This window comes from Bradyrhizobium sp. CCBAU 53421 (genome assembly GCF_015291625.1).
GTDB lineage: Bacteria > Pseudomonadota > Alphaproteobacteria > Rhizobiales > Xanthobacteraceae > Bradyrhizobium.
The window spans coordinates 8403865-8429575 of the sequence record NZ_CP030047.1 but is presented as its reverse complement, the minus strand read 5'-3'; the positions used below and the strand labels follow the sequence as shown (position 1 = coordinate 8429575).

Here is a 25711-nt window from a genome sequence, read left to right as displayed (position 1 = left end):
TGTCGTCGCCGCAGCACCATCCCGCAAAGCATGTGTGCGACAATCGCATCGAATTGACAGCCCATCCCGCACCACCTATCGTTTTTGCCGACGGTTCCCTTCGGGGATCAAAAGGGAATGCGGTGCGAGGGTAACCCCAATGCCGCAGCTGTCCCCGCAACTGTAAACGGCGAGCCTTTCGTCAATTTGCCACTGGGCCATCGGCCCGGGAAGGCGTCGACAGGCGATGACCCGTGAGCCAGGAGACCTGCCGTCAGTCGTGGTCACACGCGAGCACATCGGGCGGGGGCGTCCTGGTGGGATCGGAGCACTGCCTTTTCGGCAATGCGCCAGTCCGCGTTCGCGGTGACGTGCCACGTTACCGCGAGTCGTTTCATGTCTCCGTCCTCTCCCGCTGCGCGCAAATGGCGCCTCGGTCTCGTTTGTTCCCTGTCATCGCTGCTGCTGCCCGCCGAAGGCTCGGCACAAACATCTCCACCCACCGCGCTCGATCCGATCGAGGTGGCGCCCTCGACATCCGCAAGGCCCAAGCCTGCGGCGCGAAGCCAAAACCCGGCGTCGTCGCGGCCACGCGCCAGACCTGCGACGCCAGCGGCTACCGCTAGCCCGCCGCGCGCCGCGGCGTCGGGCGCATGGGGGTCGGCATCGCCGACGCTCAACGCCACCACGCAGGGCGGCACCGGCAGCCGCCTCAATCTGACGCCGCTGCAAACGCCGGCCAGCGTCGAGATCATCACGGCGCAGACCATCGCCGAACGCGGCCAGCATAATGTGCTCGATGCCGTCACCCAGAACGCGGCCGGGTTCATCGCAACGCCGGCACCGGGCAATGGCGGCGTGTCGTTCAGCACCCGCGGCTTTGCCGGCAGCAATTCGGTGATGACGCTGTATGACGGCACGCGCTTCTATATCGGCTCCGGCACCCTGACGTTTCCCTACGACACCTGGTCCACGCAGCGCATCGAGGTGCTGCGCGGCCCGGCCTCGGTGCTGTACGGCGAAGGCGCGATCGGCGGCGTCATCAACGTGATCCCGAAAAAACCGCTCACCACGCCCTATAACGAGGCCGAGGTCTCGCTCGACAGCAACATGACGCGGCGGTTGTCGGTCGACAGCACCGGTCCCATCAATCCCAATGTGTCCTATCGCATCAACGCCACCGGCAACGTGTCGGACGGCTGGGTCGATCGCGACAAGACCTCGAATGCGGTGATCTCCGCCGCGGTGCGGGTGCAGGCGTCCGAAAATCTCGCCTTCACGCTGTCAGAGGATTATGGCGACCGCAGCCCGTCGCGCTATTTCGGCACGCCGCTGGTTGGCGGCTCGATCCAGGACGCGCTGCGCTTCAAGAACTACAATGCATCAGACAGCGCGATCCGTTATCAGGACAGCTGGACCCAGTTCAAGACCGAGTGGGACGTCGCCGACGGCGTCAAGATCAACAACACGCTGTACTATCTGACCAGCGAGCGGCACTGGCGCGACATCGAAAACTACACCTGGAATTCGAAGACCCAGCTGATCGACCGCTCGAGCTATATCGAGATCTTCCACGACCAGAAGCAGCTCGGCAACCGCATGGATGCGACCTTCAGCGGCCACGTCCTCGGACTAGCCAACCAGTTCGTTGCCGGGTTCGACGTCAACCGGATCGACTTCACCCACACCAACAACTCGCCCTATGGCGGCGCGTCGTCGGTCAATCCTTACGTGTTCGATCCCGGATCGTTCTTCGCGACGACCACGGCGACGACGCCGGGCTTCAACGCGTCCGTCAATCAATACGCGCTGTTTGCCGAAGACCGGATATCGCTGACCGATCAATTGTCGCTCGTCACCGGCGTCAGATATGATCGCCCGGAGGTCGATCGCACCGATTACAAGACGCCGGCGAACAGTTTTGAAACCACGCTGTCGGGGACCAGCTGGCGTACCGGCCTCGTCTATGAGCCGATCAAGAACCTTGCGTTCTATGGCCAGTACGCGGTCGGCGTCGATCCGGTCAGCAACCTGATCTCGCTGCCCGTCTCGCAGAAAACCTTCCAGCTCGCCACCGGCAAGCAGACCGAGATCGGGGTCAAGCAGTCGTTCTGGGGCGGGCGCGGCGAGTGGACGCTGGCTGCTTACGAGATCGTCAAGACCGGCCTGACGATTCCAGATCCGAGCAATCCCACCGCCGGCCTGGCGCTGCAGATCGGCCAGCAATCCTCCCGCGGCGTCGAAGGATCGGTCGGGCTCGCACTGAATGATGGCTGGCGCGTCGACGCCAATCTTGCGCTGCTGCGCGCGAGGTACGACAACAACAGCCAGGTGGTCGGCGGCAAGATCGTCAGCTACAACGGCAATGTCCCGGTGAACGTGCCGCAGCAGGTCGCGAACGTCTGGCTGACCTGGGACTTCGCGCCCAACTGGTCGGTCTATGGCGGCGTGCAAATGGTCGGTGCGATGTACTCCGATCTCGCCAACACCCAGTTGCGGCCAGGCTACAATGTGGTCAATGGCGGCATCAAATGGAAGCCCGATGACCGCACCACGGTCGCGTTCCGCGTCTACAATCTGTTCGACAAGCTCTACGCGGTAACCTCGAACGGCACGGGGCAGTGGCTGCTCGGCATGCCGCGCACCGCCGAACTGTCCGTCAACGTGAAGTTCTGACCATGCGCAACGCTCTGATCCGGCGAGCGCGGCGATGGCTTTATGTCGTCCATCGCTGGATCGGCATTGCGACGTGCATCCTGTTCGCGATGTGGTTCATCTCCGGCCTCGTCATGATGTACGTGGCGTTTCCGCGCCTCACCGACAGCGAGCGCCTTGCCGCGCTCCCTGTCATTCCGTGGGACAAGGTGCAGGTCGGCCCCGATCGCGCGATGGCGATCGCGGGTGCAGAGCAGTATCCGCGCGATCTCCGGCTCTCGATGATGGACGATGTTCCGGTCTATCGCGTGACTGGCTGGAAGGGAGCCGCCGTCACCATTTCTGCAATCGACGGCCGCGTGATCGACGGCATCACGCCGGATCAGGCCCTTGCTGTTGCCCGGCATCATCCGCATGCGGTGCGGCCGCAATTGCTCGATACCGTGACGCGCGACCAATGGTCGGTCACCGCGCGCTTTGATCCGCTGCGGCCGCTCTATCTGATCGGCCTCGGCGATACTGACGGCACTGAGCTTTACGTCTCCTCGCGCAGCGGCGAGATCGCGCTCGACACCACACGGCGGGAGCGCATCTGGAACTGGCTCGGCTCGATCCCGCACTGGATCTATCCGACGGTGCTGCGCAAGGACGGCCCGCTGTGGCGGGACGTGGTGCTGTGGATCTCGGGCGTGTGCCTGGTCGTCGCGGTCACCGGCTTCTGGATCGGCATCCTCCGCCTGCGGCTGACCCGCCGTTACGCTGATGGCGCGGTCTCGCCCTATCGCGGCTGGTTGGCCTGGCATCATATCGCGGGCCTCGTCGGCGGCATCTTCGTCCTCACCTGGATGTTCAGCGGCTGGCTGTCGCTCAATCCCGGCGGCGCGTTCTCCGGTCGCGGCCTCACGCGCGAGATCGCGGTCGGCTACAGCGGCCACGACACGCCCGATATCGCCGCCCGCTTACAGTCGCCGCCGTCGGTATCGACAGTGGAGGCGAGCTTCGTCTGGATCGGCGGACGCCGACTGATGGTGCTCGACGATCGTAGCGGGCGTCGCAGCCTAGCCGATCCCGCAACCGGCGCGCCTCGGACGCTCACGCAGGACGAGATCGTCGCGGCTGCCCGCGGCGCGATGCCCGCCGCTGCGATGCTATCAGTGCGCCAGCTCGATGAAGCGGACGCCTATTGGTACACGTTGCACCATGCGCGCGAGCTTCCCGTTTTGCGGGTCGCGTTCGACGATCCCGTCCACACCTGGCTGCACATCTCCCCCGTCACCGCCGAGATCCTCGACCGCAGCGACGACAGCCGCCGGTCCTATCGCTGGCTGTTCAACGCGCTGCACAGCCTGGACTTCCCGCTGCTGCTGCGCGCCTCACCGGCGCGCGACGTCGTGGTCTGGCTGCTGTCGGCGGTCGGCACGATTATCTCGATCAGCGGTATCGTGCTCGGTTGGCGCCGGCTGCGGCGGCGCAAGGTGCAGCCAGCGCGAGGTCTCCGTCGCTGTTAGCAAATTGTCACAATCTGTTTCTATGTTGCGCCTGCCGCGGGTTTGACGAACGGCTGTATCGATCGCCGATAGATCGTGCCGCTCAGCTGGGGCTTGAGGATCAAGGCGGCGCCTCATGCACTTTGTTCAATGGGTCGGAAGATCGGGCTGCGCTCGAAGCATGATCGGATGTGGCAGCGCTTTCTTGGCCTGGTCATAGGCACTCTCGTTGCCGGGAATATTCAGACGGTAACGATGGCCGCGAGCCTTGAATCAGTTCGGACACCGGCAGCGGTCGATTTCGATATTGGCAGCCAACCGCTTGTCTCCGCGCTCGACGCCTACAGCGCGGCCACGGGGCGTCAGGTCGTCTACGACGCCACCCTGGCCGCGGGCCGCCGCGCACGGGCCGTCAAGGGATCGATGACGCCCGACATGGCGTTGCAGCTTCTGCTCGAAGGCACCGGTCTGGTTGCGGTCTATGCCGCGGCGAACGCCTTCACGATCGTGCCGGCGACGGCTCCGCCGCAAACGGCGTCGATCCGCGGTTTCATGCCGTATCTTGCTTCCGTCCAGAGCAGCATCGAGGAGGCATTCTGCGCCTCCGCGCTGACCGCGCCGGGTGGCTATCGGATCAAGTTCAAATTCTGGATCGGGCATGCGGGCGAGGTACTGCAGCCCCAGCTGCTCGGTTCGACCGATGACAGCGCGCGCGATCAGGCGATCACCGCTATGTTGCGTGCCGTCGTGATCGGCCGGCCGCCGCCACCGGATATGCCGCAACCCGTCGTGATGGCGGTTTCGCCGCGGCCGCCGTCCGAGACCGGCGACTGCGCTGCGCGGGATCCTAGGCGCCCGGGACTGGTCTCGCGATGACGGAGACCACTTGGACGACGCTTCGGCAGGTGCTCGTCGAGCGCTACGACGAGCTTCGGCGCCGCCTCGCGCGTCGCCTCGGCGACGAGCGGGCGCGCGAGACCCTGCACGAGACCTGGCTGCATCTTCGCGACAAGAACGGTCCGGGCGTGGTGGACAGCCCGATCGGCTATCTGCTGCGCAGCGCGCTCAATCTTGCGATCAGCCGGGAGCGCCAGGAGACGCGCCGGATCAAGCGGTTCGAGGTGCAGCCGATGCTCGAGATCGTCGACGCGGCGCCCGGGCCGGAACGCGAGGTCGAGTCGCGGGCACAGATTGCGTACCTGGAGCAGGTGCTCGAGGAACTCACGCCGCGCCGCCGGACGATCCTGCTCGCATCGCGCCTGGACGGTACCCCGCTCCGGGAAATCGCCGAGCATCTCGGGGTCTCCCAGCGCTTGGTGGAGCTTGAGTTGAAAGCCGCGCTCGAGCATTGCGCCAAGCGGTTTAATAAAAAGGTCACAAGACGTTTCGGTCCGGCACCACGGGAAACGTCCTGATACCTGATAGGAGAGTGTCGGAGTGTTGCGTAGTTGGATGGAAGTGCTGGCAAGAGAAACGCCCGGTCGATGACACGTAGCGACGAACCGTCGGAGGAGCTGACCGCGATCGAGAGCGAGGCGCTTGCACGCGTCCAGCGGCTTGGTTCGGGTCAGGCTACCCGGCGGGACATCGAGGACACCAGGCACTGGGGAAGCCGGAGCAGCGCTCATTCGGAGGCGCTGGCTCAGGCCAGCCTGCTGTGGGATCAGCTCGGCCCGGCCGGCGCCAACCTATTGAAGCGGCGTGGCGATTCCGTACTGGCGGACGTCCGGCGGCAGCCGCGCATGACGCGGCGGGCGATGCTCGGAGGCGCGCTTGCGACGTCGGCCGCCGCATATCTCGTGGTGTCGCCGCCGCTGCAACTGTGGCCATCGCTGCAGGACGTGATGGCGGATTATCGCACCGCCGCCGGCGAGCAGCGCAAGCTCACGATCGATGGCGGGATCAAGATGACGCTGAACACCGGCACCAGCGTCAATGTCCAGCCGGGCGATGCCAACCTCGATCGCATCGAGATCCTGACCGGGGAAGCCGTGATCGCTGCGTCGTCCGCGAGCCGCGAGGTGCGCGTGGTTGCCGGCGATGGCGAGATGAGGGCGCGTCAGGCCCAGTTCAACGTCCGTCATGAGCAGCGCAGCACCTGCGTGACGTGTCTCGATGGCGAGGTGCAGGTCACTCGCCACGGCTCCGTCGCGGCGCTGCGCGCGGGGCAGCAGGTCAGCTATACAGCGCTTGGTCTCGCCGCGCCCATGTCGGTCGATCTCGCCGAGGTGACAGCCTGGCGCGACGGAATGCTGATCTTTCATGACACTCCGCTGGGCAATGTCGTGACGGAGATCAATCGTTACCGGCCGGGCAAGGTCATGGTGACGAACGCGGAATTGGAACACCGTCTCGTCAACGGCCGGTTCCGCATCGACAATGTCGACGACATCCTCAACATGTTCCAGCAGATTTTCGGCGCGAAGGCGCGACACCTGCCCGGCGGCATCGTGCTGCTGAGCTGATGTCGCGCGAGCCATGAAAGCGCGGATCGCCTGTGACAGGAATTGTGATGCAGGTCGCGATTTTGTCGTTCGGTCCCGCCGATCAAATGGCGTCCTTGGGGACGAGAAGCCTGCCATACGGTCAAGCCGTGTGACGAGCACCGGCGCAGATCGGATCTGCGCATCCTTCCGTCCGTGGTTCCCGGGGAACATCCCATGCCGTCTCGTCAGCGCGTTGCCCGCCGTCCTCGCCTCGACCCGCATAGGGTCGCGCCTCCGCGGCAGCGGATCGGATGGGCGTCCCGCTCCATGCTGCTCGCCGGAACGAGCACGCTGGCGCTGCTGCTGAGCGGGTTCGAGGGCGCATTCGCGCGTCCGTTCGGCAGTTTCGCGACGACGACGGCGGCGCCGGCAATCGCCAGCGATGCGGCAGCGGCCGCGGCCCAGCGGGCGGCCGACGTCGCGAGGCAAAGCCAGGGCGCGTTGACGCGGGCGACCCAGGCCATCCAGGCGTTGCAGGCCGCGCAATCCGCCGCACGCAACGCGGCTGCCGCCTCGCAGCGATCGACCACGTTGCCGCAAGTGGCAGTGCCGAACGGCCTCGCGCCGGGCGGGCTTCAGGTTGCCCCGGGCGCCGTGCCCGGCTCGAGCCTTTGGCAAGGCGCCGCGCTGCCGAGCCAGACCGCAAGCGGCGGCCAGACCAATGTCAGCGTCAATCAGACCGCGCCGCAGGCGATCCTCAACTGGCAGAGTTTCAACGTCGGCAGCCAGACCACGCTCAACTTCAACCAGCAGGCCAGCAACTGGACCGCGCTCAATCGCGTCGTCGGCAATACCGGACCGAGCCAGATCCTCGGCCGCATCACCGCACCGGGGCAGGTGCTGGTGATCAACCAGAACGGCATCATTTTCGGCGGCGCGAGCCAGATCAATGTCGGCTCGCTGATTGCGTCCAGCGCCAATATCGCCGACAGCCGGTTCCTCGCCAACGGTCTCTATTCGACCCAGAGCGGCACCAATTATCTGCCGAGCTTCACCGGCGCCGGCGGCAAGATCGTGGTCGAGAGCGGCGCGCTGATCACCACCAATGCGCCGTCCTCGATCACGGGAGGCGGCGGCTTCGTGCTGCTGATGGGCACCGAAGTCGACAATGCCGGCGCCATCACCACGCCGAAGGGACAGACCCAGTTCGCGGCCGGCGACGATTTCATCCTGCGCGCCGGCTATGGCACCAATACCAACCAGAACTCGACCACGCGCGGCAACGAGATCGCGCCGGTGCTGCGCGGCGGAAGCAGCAGCGGCACGGTCACCAACACGGGTCTCGTGCTCGCCCAGCAGGGCGACATCACGCTCGCCGGTCATGCCGTCACCCAGGACGGCATTGTTCTCTCCACCACCTCGGTCAATCAGCGCGGCACCATCCATCTGCTCAACTCGGCGTCCGATGCCACCGGCAGCATTACGCTGACCAACAACGGCATCAGCCTGATCCTGCCGGAGACCGATGCCGCAGCCGCGCTGGTGTCCGGCATCGATCCGAGCGTGACCGCGTTCAATTCGCAGCGCGATGCGCTGATCGCGTCGGCCAAGCCGAACCAGCTCGCGACCGGTCAGTTCGACAATCTCTCCACGCTGTCCGATCGCCCCGACCAGTCGCGGATCGAGATCGTCACTGGCGGCACCATCGATTTCAGGAATGGCTCGCTGAGCATGGCGCAAGGCGGCCAGGTCACGGCCTCCGCCGGCAAGCGCGTGTTCGCCGAAAGCGGATCCGTCATCGACGTCTCCGGCACCACCGGCACCGTGCTGCCCGCGTCGGCCAATTCGATCAAGGTCAACGTCCAGGGCAACGAGCTGCGCGACAGCCCGCAGAACCGCGACAACGGCACGCTGCTCAACAGCAACATGTGGATCGATGCCCGCGATCTCACTTTGGTGCCGGCCGGCACCGGCGGCTATGCGACGGACCGCTACTACACCGCGGGCGGCCTGCTCGAGGTGTCCGGCTATCTCAACAACACCGGCCACAAGATCGGCGAATGGACCGCGGTCGGCGGCACCATCACGCTGTCCGCGCCGGAAGTGGTGGCGCAGCACGGCTCGATCTTCAACATCTCCGGCGGCGCTGTGCAGTACCAGGGCGGCTATGTGCAGCAGACGATGCTGCTCGGCAGTGACGGCCGCATCTACAATGCCGATGATGCCCCGGCCAATCTGACCTATGTCGCGGTGGCGAACGGCTTCATCGTCAATCACGCGCACTGGAACGTCGTCGAGGTCTATCTCAGCCCGTTCGGTAAAGGCCGCACGCGCTGGGAAAACGGCTACACCGTGGGCCGCGACGCGGGTAGCCTCATTCTCGCGACCCCGACCTCGGTGTTCGAAGGCACGATCCTCGCCAACGTGGTCGACGGCGAAGCGCAGGTCACCAAACGTCCGACCGGCGTCACCGACGGCTACAAGTTGACGCAGAACACCGTGCCGCTCGCCGGCACGCTGACGCTCGGGCAGTACAACGGCTATGGCCTCGCCGGCGCCTACAACACCGATGTGTCGTTCGGCAACGTTGCGCCAGTCACCGGCAATCTTGGTTTGACTTCCGCGCTGCCGGCGGATCGCGTGAACACGGCCTGGTTCGACGCGCCGACGCTCAACGGCTTCGGACTCGGCGGCCTCAACATCAACACGGCTAACAAGATCGCCGTCAATGCGCCGCTAGAGTTCTCGGCGGGGGCGCAGGTCAAGCTGATCGCGCCGGCGGTCGATATCGCAGCCGACATCGCCGCGCGCTCCGGTAGCGTCACGGTCAGCAACATCCTCAATACTGCGACCGGCACGGTCACGCTGACCAACGCGACCGGGGGCGCGTCGCTGACGCTGGAATCCGGCGTCACCATCGATACGCGCGGCCTGTGGGTCAATGCGTTGACCAATCCGGACAGCGCGTCGGGCCTCGGCTTCCTCGATGGCGGCAACGTCACCTTCGATTCCACTCAGAATGTCACGCTCGCTGCCGGCAGCGTGATCGACGTGTCCTCCGGCGGCGCCGTTCTTGCCAACGGCAAGACGCGAGGCGGAAAAGGCGGCAACGTCACGATCATCGCGGGGCACACCCAGCAGGATGGCGGAACGCCGGGCGATGGAAACCTTGTTCTCGACGGTACGATCCGCGCCTGGGGCGTCACGGACGGCGGCACGCTGACGATCTCGACAGCCGGCAACATCCTGATCGGCGACAACGCCGAACTGGCGGGCGGTGTGCTGCCCGCAGGCACGCCGACGCCCTCTGCCGTAAAGCTCAAGCAATCGTTCACGATTCCGGCAGGTCGACCGCTGCCGACGGCGTTGACTCTCACCTTCACCACGCTGATGTACGACGTACCGATACCGGCAGACGTCACGGCATCCGGTGTGCCGACGGCGCCGACCGGTGCGGATTGGACCCTGCCGCAGGGCATTGACGGCCCCCAGAGCAAGGACAGTAATGGCCAGACGCACTATTGGGGCACAGGCGATGTGATTCCGGCCGGGACGGTGTTCACCGCCTGGAGCGGCACCGGCCACATTTCGGCGGGAGTCGTCATTCCATCCAATGTCTTCCCGAACGGCATTCCAATTGCGCCCTATCAAGTCACCTATGCCGCGGGATCGATTCAATCCACGCCGATGACTTATCCGGTCGGCGCCGTTATTCCAGCCGGTGTGGTGCTGCCGCAGACGGTCCAGATTACGCCAGCGCCTGCGCTCAATCCGTCGTTCTTCACCGCCGGCTTCTCCAACTACGATATAAATGGCGGGCTCGGTGTCGTGGTGGCCAACAACACTGTGCTTGCGGCCGCGATGCCGGTCTACCGGTTCACGTCGAACAGCTACGCCGCGCCGACCGGCAGCGATCCGGCAGCGGCGTTGGCGCTATGGACGCCGCCGCTGTTCACCGGGAATTCGCTCAAGGCCGCGGTGACCCAGCGCGACGGTGCGAGCCTCACGCTGCGATCGCTCATCAGGTCCGGGAGCGGTCCTCTCGCGGGCGGCGGCGCAATCGTGGTCGGCGACGGCGCCTCGCTCAGCGTCGATCCGGGCCAGAGCATCACGCTCGATGCGTTCGGTCAGATCAGCGTGTTCGGCAATCTCACCGCGCATGGCGGCAGCATCAACCTGGTCAATGATGCCTACAGTGCGCCGGTTCCGGCAGGCCTTAATTTCGACCTGAATGGCAATCGCCGCGGCGTTTCGATCTGGATCGATGCCGCTGCAAAGCTCGATGTCTCGGGCCTGGCCTACCAGGCCACCGATACAGCCGGACATCTGTTCGGGCGAGCGACAGACGGCGGCTCCATCACCATCAACGGCGGCGGCGCCTTCGTGATTGTGCGCCCGGGCGCGAAACTCAATGCAGACGGCACCCAGGTTACGATCGATCTTGCGGCAGGTGGCGCAACTGCGTCGAGCCTGCCGCAGGCAATCACGACGAATGGCGGCTCCATTGCGCTGGCGTCACAGAGCGGACTCTATCTCGACGGGGACATCCACGCCTTCTCCGGTGGCGGCAGCGCCGCCGGCGGCAGCTTGTCCATCGCGTTGACCACACCGAATTTCGCCAAGAGCCTCTTCCCCCACGAAGCGCCACCCGACAACGTGGTCTTTCCAAGTGTGATGACCGTGGTGCAGGCGCGTCCCAACTCCTCGCTGCCGGAGGATATCGCGCCGGGAACAGGTGCGTCGCGTCTGGCGTTCGGTCAGGCCACGGTGAGCGCCGACATGGTCAAGGCCGGCGGGTTCGACAGCCTGACGCTTACCTCCGGCGACTACATGGCGTTCTCCGGCAATGTGTCACTGACGCTGGGGCGCAGTCTAACGCTGACGGCGGCAGCCTTCACGTCGGGAGTTCCGGTGGCTGGACCGATCGATGCTTCGATGCCGGCAACGACCGGCAGCGTGAAAGTGTCGGCCCCCTACATCCTGTTCACTGAGCCGCTAGCCAATGTGCCGGACACGGCTGTCAGCGGCAGCATCCGCAATCCGGGTGGTGCGGCCTTGCCGACCACGGCGACGTTCGAGGCCGACGCAAACCAGATCGACATCCAGGGTCTCATCGGCTTCTCGGCGCGGGCGCCGGAGAACATGTATGCGCCGGGATTCCTCACGACCAGGTTCGTCAGCCAGGGCGACATCCGCTTCCTGTCGATGCCCGGGGTTGTCGCAACCCAGTTGTCGACCAGCGGCAATCTCGAACTGCTCGCCGCGCAGATCTATCCCGCGACCAACACCGTTGCCACCGTCATCGCGGGCAGTGGAAATTCCGATCCGACGACGACGCTCACGATCGGACGCACCACCGATGCCATTCCGGACGCACCGCTCTCCGTGTTCGGCCAGCTCGCGTTCCAGGCGCCGGTGATCGAGCAGGGCGGCATCGTCCGTGCACCGCTCGGCCTACTGACCTTCGGCCTGAGCTGGCCGGTCTTCACGCCACACGTCGATCTGCTGCCTGGCAGCCTGACTTCCGTTTCGATGGCAGGCCTCACCATCCCCTACGGCGGTACGATCGACGGGGTGACCTACACGTATAACGGCACCAGCATCCGTGCGATCGGCGTCACCAATTTCAACAACAACGGACCGCAATCCGGCATCATCCTGGACGGGCAGTCGATCAACGTCGCGAGCGGCGCGATCCTCGATATGTCGGGCGGCGGCACGCTCGCCGGCGCGGGCTTCGTCTCCGGACGCGGCGGCTCGGTCAACGTGATCAGCACGCCGCTGGTCAATGCGAACCCGGCTACTCCCGTCAGCAAGGCGACCGACAAGGTTTACGCCATCCTGCCTGGCTATAGCTCCAGCTACGCACCGATCGCACCCGAAAACGGCGCCGGCGATCCCGTCGTCGGCCAGCAGATCACCGTTCCAGCCGGTGTCCCGGGATTGCCGGCGGGAACATATACGCTACTGCCGTCCAACTACACGCTGTTGCCCGGCGCATACCGTGTCGAACTCGGCGGCAGCACCACGACGCCGGTCGGCAGCCCGATCACAATCGGCAACGGCACCTACGCCGCTTCGGTCACCACCGGCATCGCAAACACCGCAATCAAGGACAGCCTGCCGGTGACGGCGCTGATCACCGCGGGCACTTCGGTCCGCAAATATTCGCAATTCAACGAGCAGAGCTACAGCGATTTCCTGCTTGCCAACGTGGCGCAATTCGGCGGCGTCCGTCCGCTGCTGCCGAGCGACGGCAAGACGCTCGAGATCATGTTCGAGAGGCCGAACGCCACCCCGATCGGACCTGCGCTCACATTCGACGGCACCGCGCTGTTTCAGGGTACGCAGGGCGGTAACGCCGGTCAGGTGGCGTTGCTGAATGTCGGCGAAATCTATGCTGACGCGCCGACCCAGGGATTTTCCAGTCCCTCGGTCGACGCCGCCGATCTCAATGCGCTCAAGGCGCCACGCCTCCTGATCAACGGAACCGTCATCGTCGCGAATGGCACGCTGACCCTTACGCAGCCCTACGGTTATGATCTTTTCATCCGCGATGGCGTCTCCCTTTCCGCCGGGGAGATGTTCTTTATCGGCAACAATATCAGCGTCGGTAACAACGTGACGCTCAGCACCGTCGGACAGGGCGCAGTCCCGTTCGATTCCGTGTCGACCGGCATGAGCTATGCGGTCAACCAGTTCACTGTGCTGGCGCTGTCCAATGGTAACGTCAACTTCCTTCCCTCGAATGTCGGCAACGGTTCGATTACCATCGGCGCCGGCTCGTCGCTCTATTCCGAAGGGACGCTGGCGTTCGTGACCAACGGCGCTTCCACGCTCGATCCGACCGCCCATTTCGGGTCGAGCAACATCGCGCTCGCGGTCGGCACCATCAATATCGGCGACGCCGCGACCGTGGCCGCGGCCGGCGCACCCGCCGGACTGATGTTCGATCAGACGCTGTTCAACACTCTTCTCCATGGCGATCCGCTGCATGGCGCGCCGGAGCTGAAGACCATCACATTGTCTGCGGCGAATTCCATCAATCTGTTCGGAGGTGCCGGTCTGGATGCCACCGGCAGCGGTGTCAACCTGGTGCTGAACACCTCGGCGATCTATGGCTACGGCGCAGCCGGCGACAACTCCACCATCGCCGCCAACAAGATCACGTGGAATGGCCTGAGCGGGGCGACCCCGCCGGCGATCGCCGCAGGCGGGCCTGGCACCGGAGCCGGCACCCTCAATTTCGTCGCGGACGAGATTGACTTCGGCCGGTTTGCCTCGCTCGACGCATCGACCGCGAGCCGCGTGATCTACGGCTTCAGCAACGTCAATATCACCGCCAACTCGAGGATCGTCTCGGCCGGCAACAGCAAGCTGTTCGTCTACCAAGCGCCGAGCGCCGATCCCGCTGCCGTATTCGGCCAGAGCGGGATCGGCGGCAATCTGACGCTGACGACGCCACTGCTGACCGGCGCGCAGAAGTCGATCATGGCCTATTCCGCTGGCGGCGCCCTCAACGTCGTCGCGCCCGCGGGTATTGCGCCAAGCGCAGCCGGGTCCACCGTGGCCGGCGCCGAGATCGACCTGACCGGCGGCAGCGTCGGGATCTACAGCACGATCCTGTTGCCGAGCGGCAAGCTGGTCGTCAACGCGACAGGTGATATCGCGCTCGGCGGCGCAAGCCGTATCGACCTCGGCGGTCGGCCGTCCACGATTCAGACGGCGACCGTCTATGGGTTCGGCGGCACCGCGATCTTCAACAGCGCACAGGGCAGCCTGACACAGCTTGCCGGCTCCGTGATCGATGTTTCCGCGACCAATGCCGGTGCCGGGTCGATCAGCATCGCCGCGGCGAACGGCCAGGTTACGCTGGGAGGAGCGCTCAACGGCGCGGCGACGGGTGGTTACGCCAGTGGTGACTTCAGTGTGTCCAGCGGCACGCTTTCGAGTTCGGACTTCGCCGCGCTCAACGTCCTGCTGACCCGGGGCGGCTTCTTCGACGCGCGTGCCTTCGATATCAGGAACGGCGATCTCGTCATCGGCGACGGTGTGAAGGCCAGTAGCGTCACGGTTGCCGTCGACAACGGCAGCCTGTCCGTCGTCGGCACCATCGATGCATCCGGTGCCGCGCCCGGCACCATCCGGCTCTCCGCCGGCAATGGGCTCGCGCTTGCGCCGAGCGCCGTGCTCGATGTTCACGGCACGGTGCTCCAGGTCGACAGCTACGGCCAGCCGATCGGGGCCAGGAACCGCGGCCATATCGAACTGACCGCGGCGGGCGGCGCTCTCACGCTGTCACCAGGCGCCACCATGAATCTCAGCACGCCGAACGGCATCGCCTATGGCGACGTGGTGCTGAACGCACAGCGCACCGGCGAGACTTCGGGCGACATCGCCATCAACGCGGCAGGTCGGCTCAACATCAACGGCGCTTACAGCATCGCGCTCAACGCGTTCTGGACCTATGACCTGCCGGGCGGCAGCAGCATCAGCCAGGCAACGCTCGATGGTTACGATATCGCGAGCACGGCGTTCATCAACGCCGCGTCGGGTAACGCGGCATTGGCGGCGCGCGTCGCGGGTCTGTCCGCTTACGGCAGCGCCTATCATTTGCGGCCGGGCGTCCAGATCACGTCGAGCGGCGACCTCTCGACTTCGGGCGATATCGACCTTGCGAAATATCGCTACGGCGTGGGCGCAGATCGTGATCCGAACTCGGCGAACTATGGTGCCGGCGAGCCGATGGCGCTTGTCATTCGTGCCGGCGGCAATGTGGCCGTCAATGGAAGCATCTCGGACGGATTCAAATCGTCACCGGGAGCGCCGGCGCGTGTCACGATCTTCGATATCACCAACAGTTCGTTCTTCGCTCAGCGCTCATCCAACGGTTACACTTACTGGTTCGGTGATCAGACTGACGTCTACGTCGTGAGCAATTGGACGGTTCCGAACGACGCCTTCTATAACTGGTGGATGTCCAACTACTGGGGCCCCCTGGTCGATACCAATAACAACTCCTACAACCCCGGAGATACGATCCCGGCCGGTACGATACTGAGCGCCGGCAACAGCTATGGGTTCGCGTTCGAGCCCGGCAACATGCCGACCGTCGCAATTGTGAACACGCCTGCAATTCCGGGTGCCGCCGCCACGACGCCAGGGGCCCAGATGCTCGCGCCCGGCTCGCTCTCCGCATCGATTCGCCTCGTCGCGGGCGCGGACCTTACCGCCGCCGACCAGCGCGCGTTGCAAACGACACAGGCGCTGAACGGGCGCGGCAACCTGACGCTCAGCGATCCGGCCTACAATTCATCGCGCAACGGCACGTTCTTCAGCGTGCTGCGCACCGGCACCGGCAGTCTCGACCTGCTGTCCGGCGGCAGCTTCAGCGAGGCCACGCCGTATGGCGTCTATACGGCCGGCACGCAGGCGGCGCCGATCCTGGCGGCCGACGGCAGCAATCCCTACGACCTCGTCGGTGTCACCAGCAGCGGCAACTCGCACGCCTGGTACACCGAGCATGGCGGCGACCTCCTGCTCACCGCACAACAGGATATCACCGGCAATCTCCAGATCGCGGACAACAACACCCGGTTCGCCGACTCCAATCTCACCGCCAACTGGCTCCGGCTGCAAGGAGGTGGCGCCTCCGCCGACCCGGCTGCGTGGTGGATCAATTTCGGCTCGCTTGCGAAGACCTACCCCTATAGTAACAGCCAACAGCTGATCGGATTCCAGGGGATCGGCACGCTCGGCGGCGGCAATCTCACCGTGATCGCCGGCGGCAATGCCGGCGTGACGGGCAACAGCTCGACCGGCCTCGACCTGGCGGTCGCCTCGACCGGCCGTGTTCTGGCGAATGGCACGCTGGTAGAGACCGGCGGCGGCAATCTGGTCGTGAAGATTGGCGGCGGACTCAATCCGGTGGTGCCAACAACACCTAACGGTCAGGGTCAGGTGCCGGACTATTTCGGCTCCTTCACCAACCTGCGCGGCGACACCACCGTCAGTGCCGGATCCGTCGGCGCACTGGCCCCGAACACCTGGGGATCCTATCTGGTTTCGTACGATCCGCGCGCGGTCGATCCCAACGTCTTCAAGCGCTCGCTCAAGACACCGGGGCCGCTCGTCATTCCAGGCGACGGCAGCGTCAGCATCACGACGCGTGGCGACCTCGTGCTCGGCGGCGCGGGCGACGCCGGCATGGCGCAGCCGGTCGATCTGAACGGCATTGCGTATACGGTACGCAACGCGGACGGCACCACGACGCTCACGAGCGGCGGCCAGTCGAATTTCACATTGTGGAGGCCGGGGACGGCGATCAATCTTTACGCGGCGGGCGGCGATGCGGCCGTATTGAGTGGGGTCTCCCTGAATGGCACCGGTTTCTTTCCGGGAACGTTGATCGTCGCGGCCGCCAACGGCGACATCCGGTTCACGGAGCCTGGATCTGGCGGAGGTAATTCGATCATTGAGCTGACGCCGTCACCGCTCGGCCAACTCGAATTGCTGGCGGCCGGCTCGATCTACGGGACAGGCCAAGTCGTGGCGATATCGGGCGCGGAAATGAGCACGCTGGCGACGCCGTTCAATCCCGTCTTTGCCACCCGCACCGGCGGAGGCGGTTACAGCAACGCCTGGGCGAACGCCGCTTTCCGTGACAATTCGTTCAATCCAATTGCCTTCGGCGAGGACTTGCCGATCTCCAACCTGCACGCAGGCGACAGCCAGCCGGCCCTGGTTTATGCCGGTGTCGACATCGTCGATCTTACCCTTGGACAGGTGCTGACAAAGACGCGAACCGCCTCCGCGGGTTTCTATCCCACCCATAGCACCTGGTATATCGCGGCCAAGCCGTTCGAGGTGATCGCCGGCCGCGATATCGTCGGCACCGGTCCCGTGCCGAGCGTGTTCCTCAACAACGGCCCGGACGACATCTCGTTGATGCAGGCCGGGCGCGACATCTTCTATCAATCGGTCACCGTCCTCGGTCCCGGTCTGTTCCAGCTGCAAGCCGGCCGCAACCTGTACCAGGGCTATTTCGGCTCGCTGGTCAGCGCCGGCGATATCGTCAACCAGTCCAACACCGCAGGCGGTGCGGGAATCGTTGCGATCGCCGGTACTGGGGCCAACGGCCCCGACTACACCGATTTCGCCAAGCTGTATTTCGATGCCGCGAACCAGCTTCCGGGCGACGGCACGCCGCTCGCGGGTAGCGGCAAGGTCGCAAAGACCTATGCCGACGAGCTGTATGATTGGCTGCGCGAACGGTTTTCGCCGAGCCGGAATTATTCGTATGACGGCCGGTCCTACGTCTTCACCGGCGCGAAGCAGGATGCGCTCGCTTTCTTCCTGACCTTGCCGGTACAGCAGCAGGGCGTTTTCGTTCGGCAGGTCTATTATACCGAGCTGAAGGAAAGCGGCCGCGAGTACAACAACGAGCACAGCAGTCGCCACAAGAGCTATTTGCGCGGTCGCGAGGCGATTGCCACTCTGTTCCCGGATCAGGATGCGCAAGGCAAGCCGCTGGCGTATTCGGGCAAGATCACGATGTTCAGCGGCTTCACGAAGGACATTTTTAGCAACACGTATCTTGCCGACGCCGGCATCCAGACCCAGTTCGGCGGCGACATTCAGGTCCTCAATCCGGGAGGGCAGACGATCGTCGGAATCGAGGGCGTGACGCCGGGTCCCGGCGCTGGCCTGATCACGCAAGGCCAGAACAGCAATATCGATGTGTACTCGCTCGGCAGCGTGCTGCTCGGCCAGAGCCGCATCATGACCACGTTCGGTGGCAACATCCTGGCGTGGTCGGCGATCGGCGACATCAACGCCGGCCGCGGCTCGAAGACGACGGTGATCTATACGCCGCCGCTGCGCAGCTATGACGCGTATGGCAATATCAAACTGTCGCCGGCGGCACCGGCCAGTGGCGCCGGCATCGCGACGCTCGCCCCCATTCCGGGGACGCCGCCGAGCGACGTTGACCTGATCGCGCCGCTCGGCACCATCGATGCGGGCGAAGCCGGCATCCGCGTCTCCGGCAACGTCAACCTCGCCGCGCTGCAGGTGGTCAACGCCGCCAACATCCAGGTGCAGGGCACCTCGACCGGCATTCCGACCGTGCAGGGGCCGCCTGTCGGCGCGCTGACTGCCGCATCAAATACGACCGCCGCCAGCCAGCAGGCCGCGGCGCCGCCGCCGAAGAACAATGACCAGCCGTCGGTCATCATCGTCGAGGTCATGGGCTACGGCGGCGGTGACGGAAGCCCGTCGCAGGAGCCGCCGGAACAGCAGCCCAAACCGCGCGACAAGCAGACCTACAATGAGAACAGCGCCTTCCAGGTCATCGGGCTCGGTGATGCGACGGGCGCGTCGGGCAGGTGATGCAGCGAGGCTGCTGGATCGCGGCCCCGGGGAAAGCGACAACGCATGCGAATGTCGCTTCCGGGAAGCGCCAGCGTCATGCGCGCAGCCCGGGTTTATGCGATCGGCGATTACTTGACCGTCAGGTGCACGTCCGGTACCGGGCGGCCGGGGACCCATCCCAACGCAAACCGCTGGCCGGCGACGATCTCGTTCTTCGAGAGCTTCATCGCGACGGCATCGCGGAACCGGAGATAGGCATCGCGTTGCCGACCGACGGTGCGGGCCGCCGCCAGATTGAGCCATTTGTAGGCCAGCACGTAATCGTTCGGAACGCCGTGGCCTTTATCGTACATCAGGCCGAGCATGGCTTGCGCGAACGGGTCGCCCTGCACGGCGCCGCGATAATAGAGATCGGCCGCGGCGTCATAGGCCTGCGGAACGCCGAAGCCGTGCTCGTACATGAAGCCGAGCATGCCGAGTGCTCTCGGGTTGCCGCGGTCGGCGGCCGGCCCGAGCTCGCGGGACGCCCTGACATAATCGCCGTGATGGAAGGCGACCGTTCCGCGCGCGACGCTGTCGGCACTGGCGACAGACGCGGTCACAGCCCAAAGCGCGATCGCAACCGAAGCGCAAAGGGCGGTCCGTTGCCAGAACACGGGGCGCAGCGTGCTGCTCTGCTCAGTGGTAGGCGGTGGTGATCGGCGCATTGGTCGATGTCGTCGCGATGTTGCCGCGCAATTTCGATCGCAGCTCCTCGGCCACAATTTGGGCGTCGGAACCGTTGCGGATGATCTGCGGGCGGATGAAGATGATCAGCTCGGTTCGCTGGGTGCCGTTGCTCTGATGCCCGAAGGCATCACCGAGGCCGGGAATCTGGTCGAGCACCGGAAGCGCATTGCGGCTGCCGCTCTGCTGTTCGCTGATCAGGCCCGCCAGCAGCACGGTCTGGCCATTGGCGACCGCGATCTGGCTCTTGACCCGCCGCTCCGACACCGTCGGGGTCAGGCTGTTCGCGCTGGTCTGCGGGACGTTGCTGATCTCCTGCTCGACATCGAGCCGCACGGTGCCGTTCACGCTGACGCGCGGCGAAACCCGCAGGATGATGCCGGTGTTGCGATAGTCGATGGTGTTGACCACCGTGTTGCTCCCGGTCAGCACCGTCGCACTGCCGGTCGATACCGGGACGACGTCACCGACCTGCAAGGTTGCGACCTGATTGTTGATCACGACCAGCGATGGATTGGAGAGCACCTTGACGCTGGTGACGGCATGCAGCGCATCCAGGATCAGGCTCGGCTGCGTCTCGGATCCGATCAGGAAGTTGAAGCCCGGGAAGGCGCGGTTGATGAAGGCATTGGTGACCGAGCCGGCGACGGAGGCGACACCGGTGGTCGGGTCGACGGTGGTCGTAGGCGCCGTGGTAGCCTGGGTGCCCGTGAACGAGCCGACGTTCGGCTTCAGGCCGAGGTTCCTGCTGGTGAGATAGGTCTGCACACCATAGGACAAAGTGTTGTTGAGCGTGACCTCGGCGATCGTCGCGTCGATCGCGACCTGGAGCTGCGGCTCGTCGATCTGCTGCAGCGTTGCCTCGATGATGCGGTAATTGGCCTGGTCGGCATAGATCAGCAGATTGTTGTTGACGACATCGGGCGTGATCCGCACGTCCTGCATGACCGGCTGGCCATTGCCGGAGCCGGCGCCGCGTCCGCTATCCAGCGCGGCATTGTTGCCCTGGCCTTGATTGTTGGGATTGTTCGCTTGCCCGCCGGCGCCGAATCCCTGGCCGAGGCCCTGGCCCGTCGCGCCGGTCCCCGAAGTGCCGCGCGAGGCAAAGCTGTTCGAGTTCGAGCCCAGATTGCCGTTCGCCGACAGGCGGTCGGCGACGCTTGACGTCGACGAGGTGCCGGAGCCGGGCGCCAGCTGGCTGTCGGCGCTGTCGAGCAGATTGCCGGACGATCCGCCGAGGAACATGTCGGTCAGAACCCGCGCGATCTGGCGCGCATCGCCGTATTTGACGCGGTAGACATGGACCGAGGTGCGCGCGGTGTCGTTGCGGTCGAGGCGCTTGATCCAGGTCGCTGCCGTGTGCAGCATGTCCGGCTTCTTGGTCACGACAAGCACCGCGTTGAGGCGTGCGATCGGCATGAACTTGATGACGTTCTGGCTGAGGCCGTTCTCGCCGGAATCGACGATCTTCTCGAGCTCCGCGATAACGGGCGCGGGCGAGCCGCTCGAGATCGGGAAGATGCCGACCGATTGGCCGCGCATCCAGTCGACGTCGAAGCTGAGCACGGTATCGACCGCGGTGCGGCGCTCGGCGCCGGTGCCCTGGATCAGGAGCAGATTGCGCGTCGTGTCGGCGCGGATCGAGCCCGCCCTGGTGGCGAAGCTGTCGGTCAGCTTCAGCAGGGTTTGCGCCGACACATATTGCAGCGGGACCACCGAGATGCCGAATCCGGGTTCGGGATTGGCCGCCGCGGCATCGACACGGCCGCCGCCGACGGCGTCGCCGAGCGGCGTCAGGCGATAGCCCGCGGTATCCTTCAGCAACACCACGCCGCTCAAGCGCAGCGCGTTTTCCAGCACGAAGACCATGTCGGATTTCGGCACCGGGCGGACCGACACCAGGCTCACCGTGCCCTGTACCCGCGGATCGATGGTGTATCCGACATGCAGGATGTCGCCGAGCACGACCTTGGCGACGGTCGCCACCGGCGTGCTCTCGAAGTTCAGATCGAAGCCGTTGCCGTTCGACGCCGGCTGTGGCCGCGCGTCGGCGACCCCGGTCACCTCGCTTCCCTCATACATCGCCGCACGGACGGCGCCGCTCTGGCTGCCGCCAGTTGCAGCCAGCCCGCTCACCGGTTGCGGCTGGCGCGGCAAGAGATCGAGCGATCGTACCTTGTCGGTGACATCGACCTGGGACGCATCCACGCTCTCGCCGACCGTCGCGGAATTGCACGACGCCAGCAACCCCAGTGACGTCAGGGCAAAAATGGCTGCCAGGCCGCCACGGATCGTCGGGCAGCGGCCCACTGTGCCTACGCGTTGCATGAAGGCCCTTCGCTCTGACTAACTGAAATTTCGATTGCTTGCGACGATCGGTCCTACCCCGGTGGGACTCTTAGCGATCGAACATGACAGAAATAAATTGGTTACATGATTGTCGTTCGCGAGCGGCCCATCGCATCGCACCAAACCGCGCCGCCGTGTCCGCGATGCCACGTCAAGGTTTCTTGAGCGAGGCAAACGATGTGACTTCGCACAGCTGTCACACTTCGGATCGATAACCGCACAATTGCCGGGAGCCGAACGCTGCGGCGGATGGCACGGACTGATCCGGGATAGTGTGGCGGGATATCGAGAATGGCCAACGACCTGTCCGTTCGGTTCGTGGATTATCTCCGTCAGAACAATCACCTGGCGCCGATCGACGGATCGCCCGAGCGGACCGGGCAGGGCGCCGACGTCAGGCAGTTGAAGCTGTGGGAGGTCACCAGCCTTTCACCGACCGAATTCGCCGACGAGGCCGCGCGCTTCTTCGCGCTCGGCCGCCTGACACTCCAGGAGATGACCTCAGCCGAACCGTTGGTCGGGGCGTTCTCGGCGCGCTTCCTGCGCGAGACCATGGTCTATCCATGCCGGGCGGCCGATGGGGCCACGGTCCTCGCGGTGGTCGATCCGACCGACCAGGCGACCTTGCGGGCGGCGCAGATCGTGCTCGGCGCCGGCATCGATGTGAAGGTGGCATCGTCGGAAGACGTCGCCATCGCGCTGAACAACTCCTCCAGCACTGAAGAGGCCGAGACCGCCGATACGGCGGCGGCGCTGCCCCGGGAAGACGACATCGAGAGCCTGCGCGATCTCGCCAGCGGCGCGCCGGTGGTGCGCGCGGTCAATGATCTGATCGAGAAGGCGGTCGAGCTTCGCGCCAGCGACATCCATATCGAGCCGTTTTCCGCCGGCCTGATGGTACGCTTGCGCATCGACGGCCTGCTGCGGCCGGTCGCAGCGCTGTCGGGGGTGCTGCCGCAGGCGGTGGTCTCCCGCATCAAGATCATCGCCAATCTCAATATTGCCGAGCGCCGCCTGCCGCAGGACGGTGCGGCGCGGCTGCGGGCCGGGCGCACCGACATCGATATCCGCGTCGCGATCATGCCGACGCAGCACGGCGAATCCTGCGTCATCCGTATCCTGCCCAAGGATCGCGGCCTGCTGGTAGTCGAGAAGCTGGGCTTCTCGGAGCCTGACGAAGCCAAGCTGCGGTGGCTCCTGAAGCTGCCGCATGGCATGGTCGTGATCACGGGACCGACCGGGAGCGGCAAGACCACGACGCTGGCGACGATCCTGTCGATCCTCAACGAGCCCAGCCGCAAGATCTTGACCATCGAGGACCCGGTCGAATACGAGCTGCCCGGCGTCAACCAGTCCCAGATCAAGCCCGCGATCGGCCTGACCTTCGCGACCGCGCTGCGGTCCTTCGTCCGTCAGGACCCTGACGTGATCATGGTCGGAGAAATCCGCGACACGGAGACCGCGCATGTCGCGGTGCATGCGGCGCTGACCGGCCATCTCGTGCTGACGACGCTGCACACCGAGACGGCGGCTGCCGCGGTGCCGCGCCTGCTCGACCTCGGGGTCGAAGGCTATCTGCTGCGTTCGGTGCTGCGCGGCGTGATCGCGCAGCGCCTGGTCCGGCAATTGTGCGAGCGCTGCAAGACGGCGCGGCCGCTGGCAGCCGCCGATCTCGCCGAGGATCCGCGGCTCGCCGCGCTCGGCTTTAAGGCCGACGAGATCATTCACGAGCCATGCGGCTGCGAACGTTGCGGCGGGACCGGCTATCGCGGCCGTCTCGGCGTGTTCGAGTTGCTCGAACTGTCCAATGAACTGCGCGAACTGATCGGAGAGCGAACCGACGGACTGAAGATCGATACGGTGGCGATCCGCTCGGGCATGACCACGATGCTCGACGACGGGGTCGCCAAATGCCGCGCCGGATTGACCTCGCCCGCCGAGATCCTCCGCGTCGCGACCGTGCGGTGACGCCGTGCCGAATTATCGCTATCGCGCCTTGACCCAAGCCGGCGAGATCGTGAATGGCACGATCTCGGCGCCGACGGCGGCCGAGGTGGCGCGACGGATCGAATATCTCAAGCTGCTGCCGATCGAAACCACCGAGGACAAGCGCGCATCCGGCGCCGCCGGTGGCCGCAGCCTGTTCGGCGGGCCGAGTGCCGTCGAGGTCACCACGTTCACGCGCGATCTTGCGCTGCTGCTGAAAGCCGGCGCGCGCCTCGACGATGCGCTGGAGCTTTTGTCCGGCGATACCGATGTCGGGCGGATGCGTCCGGTGGTGGCCAAGATCCGCGCCGCGTTGCTGACCGGTGAGAGCTTTGCCGATGCGGTGGCGGATCACCCGACCTTATTCCAGCCGATGTACATCGCTCTGGTCCGGGTCGGGGAAATCTCCGGCACACTCGACTCCGTGCTGGAAATGCTGGGAACCGAGCGCGCGCGTTCCGAGCAGATGCGGCGCAAGCTGACCGACGCCATGCAGTATCCGGCCTTCGTGCTGGTCGCGGCATCCGGCGTGATGCTGTTCTTCCTGCTGTTCGTGCTGCCGCAATTCTCGACCGTGCTCGGCGATTTCGGCGGCAAGTCGGATACGGCGCTCGCCAGCTTCATCGCGGTGTCGGATTTCCTGCGCGCCAACGCCACGGCGGCGAGCCTGATCAGTGCGGCGACGATGGCCCTCGCTTGGTGGCTGCTGCGGCAGGCGCGCGTGCGCGCCGCGCTGGTCAACGGCATCTCGCGGGTGCCGGGCATCAGCAGCGCTTTCCAGTTCTATCGCGCCAGCCTGTTCTGCCGCAATCTGGGTGTCCTGCTCGGCAGCGGCGTCAACCTCACGGCCGCATTGCGGATCCTCGTCGACATCATGGCAGTGACCGGCAGCGAGGCGAACTGGACCGCCGCCGCCGACCGCGTCCGCCATGGCGGAAAATTATCGGAAGCGCTCGCGGTGGCGGACAGCCTGCCGCCGATGGCGGTCCGCATGCTGCGGCTCGGTGAAGAGACCGGGCAGCTGCCGGTGCTGGCCGGGCGGGTCGCGGAATTCTACGAAGCAAAGTTGCAGCGCAGCCTCGACCGTGTCGTCGGCATCGTCGGTCCACTGGCGATCATCACGATCAGCACGGTCGTCGGCGGACTGATCGTATCGGTCATGACGGCGCTGCTCTCGGTCACGCAGTTAGTCGGTTAGAGCAGGGGTCATCGGTCATGATATCGCGCAACACCATCATCGAAACATTCTCCATGCGAGCGGGACGTGATCGCACGCAGTCGCAACGGCACAGACGTACGGGGCAGGAGGGTTTCACGCTGGTCGAAATGCTGGTCGTGATCGCGATCATCGGCCTCATCATGGGGCTGATCGGGCCGCGCGTGCTCAACTATCTCAGCGAATCCAAGGTCAAGACCGCGCGCATTCAGTTGCAGAGCTTCTCCAGCGCGCTCGACCTGTTCTACCTCGATGCCGGGCGTTTCCCGTCCACGGCGGAGGGGCTTGCCGCGCTGGTCCGGCGCACGCCCGGCGTCGCCGCCTGGAACGGTCCCTATCTGAAGGGCGGCAACGTTCCGAACGATCCCTGGAACCATCCCTATCTCTATCGCTCGCCGGGCGAACACGGGCCTTACGACATCGTCTCCTACGGCTCCGATGGTCAGGAAGGGGGCAGCGGCACCTCTGCCGACATTTCGCTCGAGAAGACGACGGCCGCCAACAACGACCAATGA

At 65.2% G+C, this 25711-nt stretch carries 11 protein-coding genes and 1 riboswitch; of the genes, 9 read left to right on the top strand and 2 right to left on the bottom strand.

What is annotated here, in order from left to right:
- Positions 1-74: 74 nt before the first annotated feature.
- A riboswitch (cobalamin riboswitch) is annotated at positions 75-270 on the top strand.
- A 105-nt stretch (positions 271-375) separates the two neighbouring features.
- The 6 genes from XH92_RS38975 to XH92_RS38950 all read left to right on the top strand — a co-directional run bounded on the left by XH92_RS38975 (position 376) and on the right by XH92_RS38950 (position 18937).
- Positions 376-2655, top strand: coding sequence for a TonB-dependent siderophore receptor (locus XH92_RS38975; protein ID WP_194456766.1), 2280 nt, complete (start codon positions 376-378; stop codon positions 2653-2655).
- A gap of 2 nt (positions 2656-2657) precedes the next feature.
- Entirely contained in the window at positions 2658-4142 is a 1485-nt protein-coding gene (locus XH92_RS38970) for a PepSY domain-containing protein (protein ID WP_194456765.1), read from the top strand.
- A gap of 129 nt (positions 4143-4271) precedes the next feature.
- Complete coding sequence (locus XH92_RS38965; protein ID WP_194456764.1) at positions 4272-4997, top strand: STN domain-containing protein; 726 nt, start codon at positions 4272-4274, stop codon at positions 4995-4997.
- Complete coding sequence (locus tag XH92_RS38960; RefSeq protein ID WP_194456763.1) at positions 4994-5536, top strand: RNA polymerase sigma factor; 543 nt, start codon at positions 4994-4996, stop codon at positions 5534-5536. The genes XH92_RS38965 and XH92_RS38960 overlap by 4 nt, the downstream gene beginning before the upstream one ends.
- A gap of 69 nt (positions 5537-5605) precedes the next feature.
- Complete coding sequence (locus XH92_RS38955) at positions 5606-6586, top strand: FecR family protein (RefSeq protein ID WP_194456762.1); 981 nt, start codon at positions 5606-5608, stop codon at positions 6584-6586.
- 288 nt (positions 6587-6874) lie between these two features.
- On the top strand, positions 6875-18937 hold the full coding sequence (locus XH92_RS38950; protein WP_194456761.1) for a filamentous hemagglutinin family protein: 12063 nt from the start codon (positions 6875-6877) through the stop codon (positions 18935-18937).
- Between the two features lie 110 nt (positions 18938-19047).
- Here XH92_RS38950 and XH92_RS38945 read toward each other — a convergent pair whose 3' ends face one another.
- Both XH92_RS38945 and gspD read right to left on the bottom strand, forming a co-directional pair.
- Positions 19048-19521, bottom strand: coding sequence for a tetratricopeptide repeat protein (locus tag XH92_RS38945; protein ID WP_246788029.1), 474 nt, complete (start codon positions 19519-19521; stop codon positions 19048-19050).
- A 76-nt stretch (positions 19522-19597) separates the two neighbouring features.
- Positions 19598-21973 (bottom strand): type II secretion system secretin GspD, encoded by a 2376-nt coding sequence (gene gspD / locus XH92_RS38940; RefSeq protein WP_194456759.1) that lies wholly within the window; start codon positions 21971-21973, stop codon positions 19598-19600.
- Positions 21974-22285: 312 nt separating this feature from the next.
- On the opposite strand from gspD, the gene XH92_RS38935 reads away from it, so the two are divergent.
- The 3 genes from XH92_RS38935 to gspG are packed head-to-tail and all read left to right on the top strand — an operon-like array spanning position 22286 to position 25711.
- On the top strand, positions 22286-23962 hold the full coding sequence (locus XH92_RS38935; RefSeq protein ID WP_194456758.1) for a GspE/PulE family protein: 1677 nt from the start codon (positions 22286-22288) through the stop codon (positions 23960-23962).
- A 4-nt stretch (positions 23963-23966) separates the two neighbouring features.
- Positions 23967-25178, top strand: a complete 1212-nt coding sequence (locus tag XH92_RS38930) for a type II secretion system F family protein (RefSeq protein ID WP_194456757.1) — start codon at positions 23967-23969, stop codon at positions 25176-25178.
- A 53-nt stretch (positions 25179-25231) separates the two neighbouring features.
- Positions 25232-25711 carry a type II secretion system major pseudopilin GspG gene (gspG, locus tag XH92_RS38925; RefSeq protein ID WP_194461643.1) on the top strand — a complete coding sequence of 160 codons (480 nt, stop codon included), beginning with the start codon at positions 25232-25234 and terminating at the stop codon, positions 25709-25711.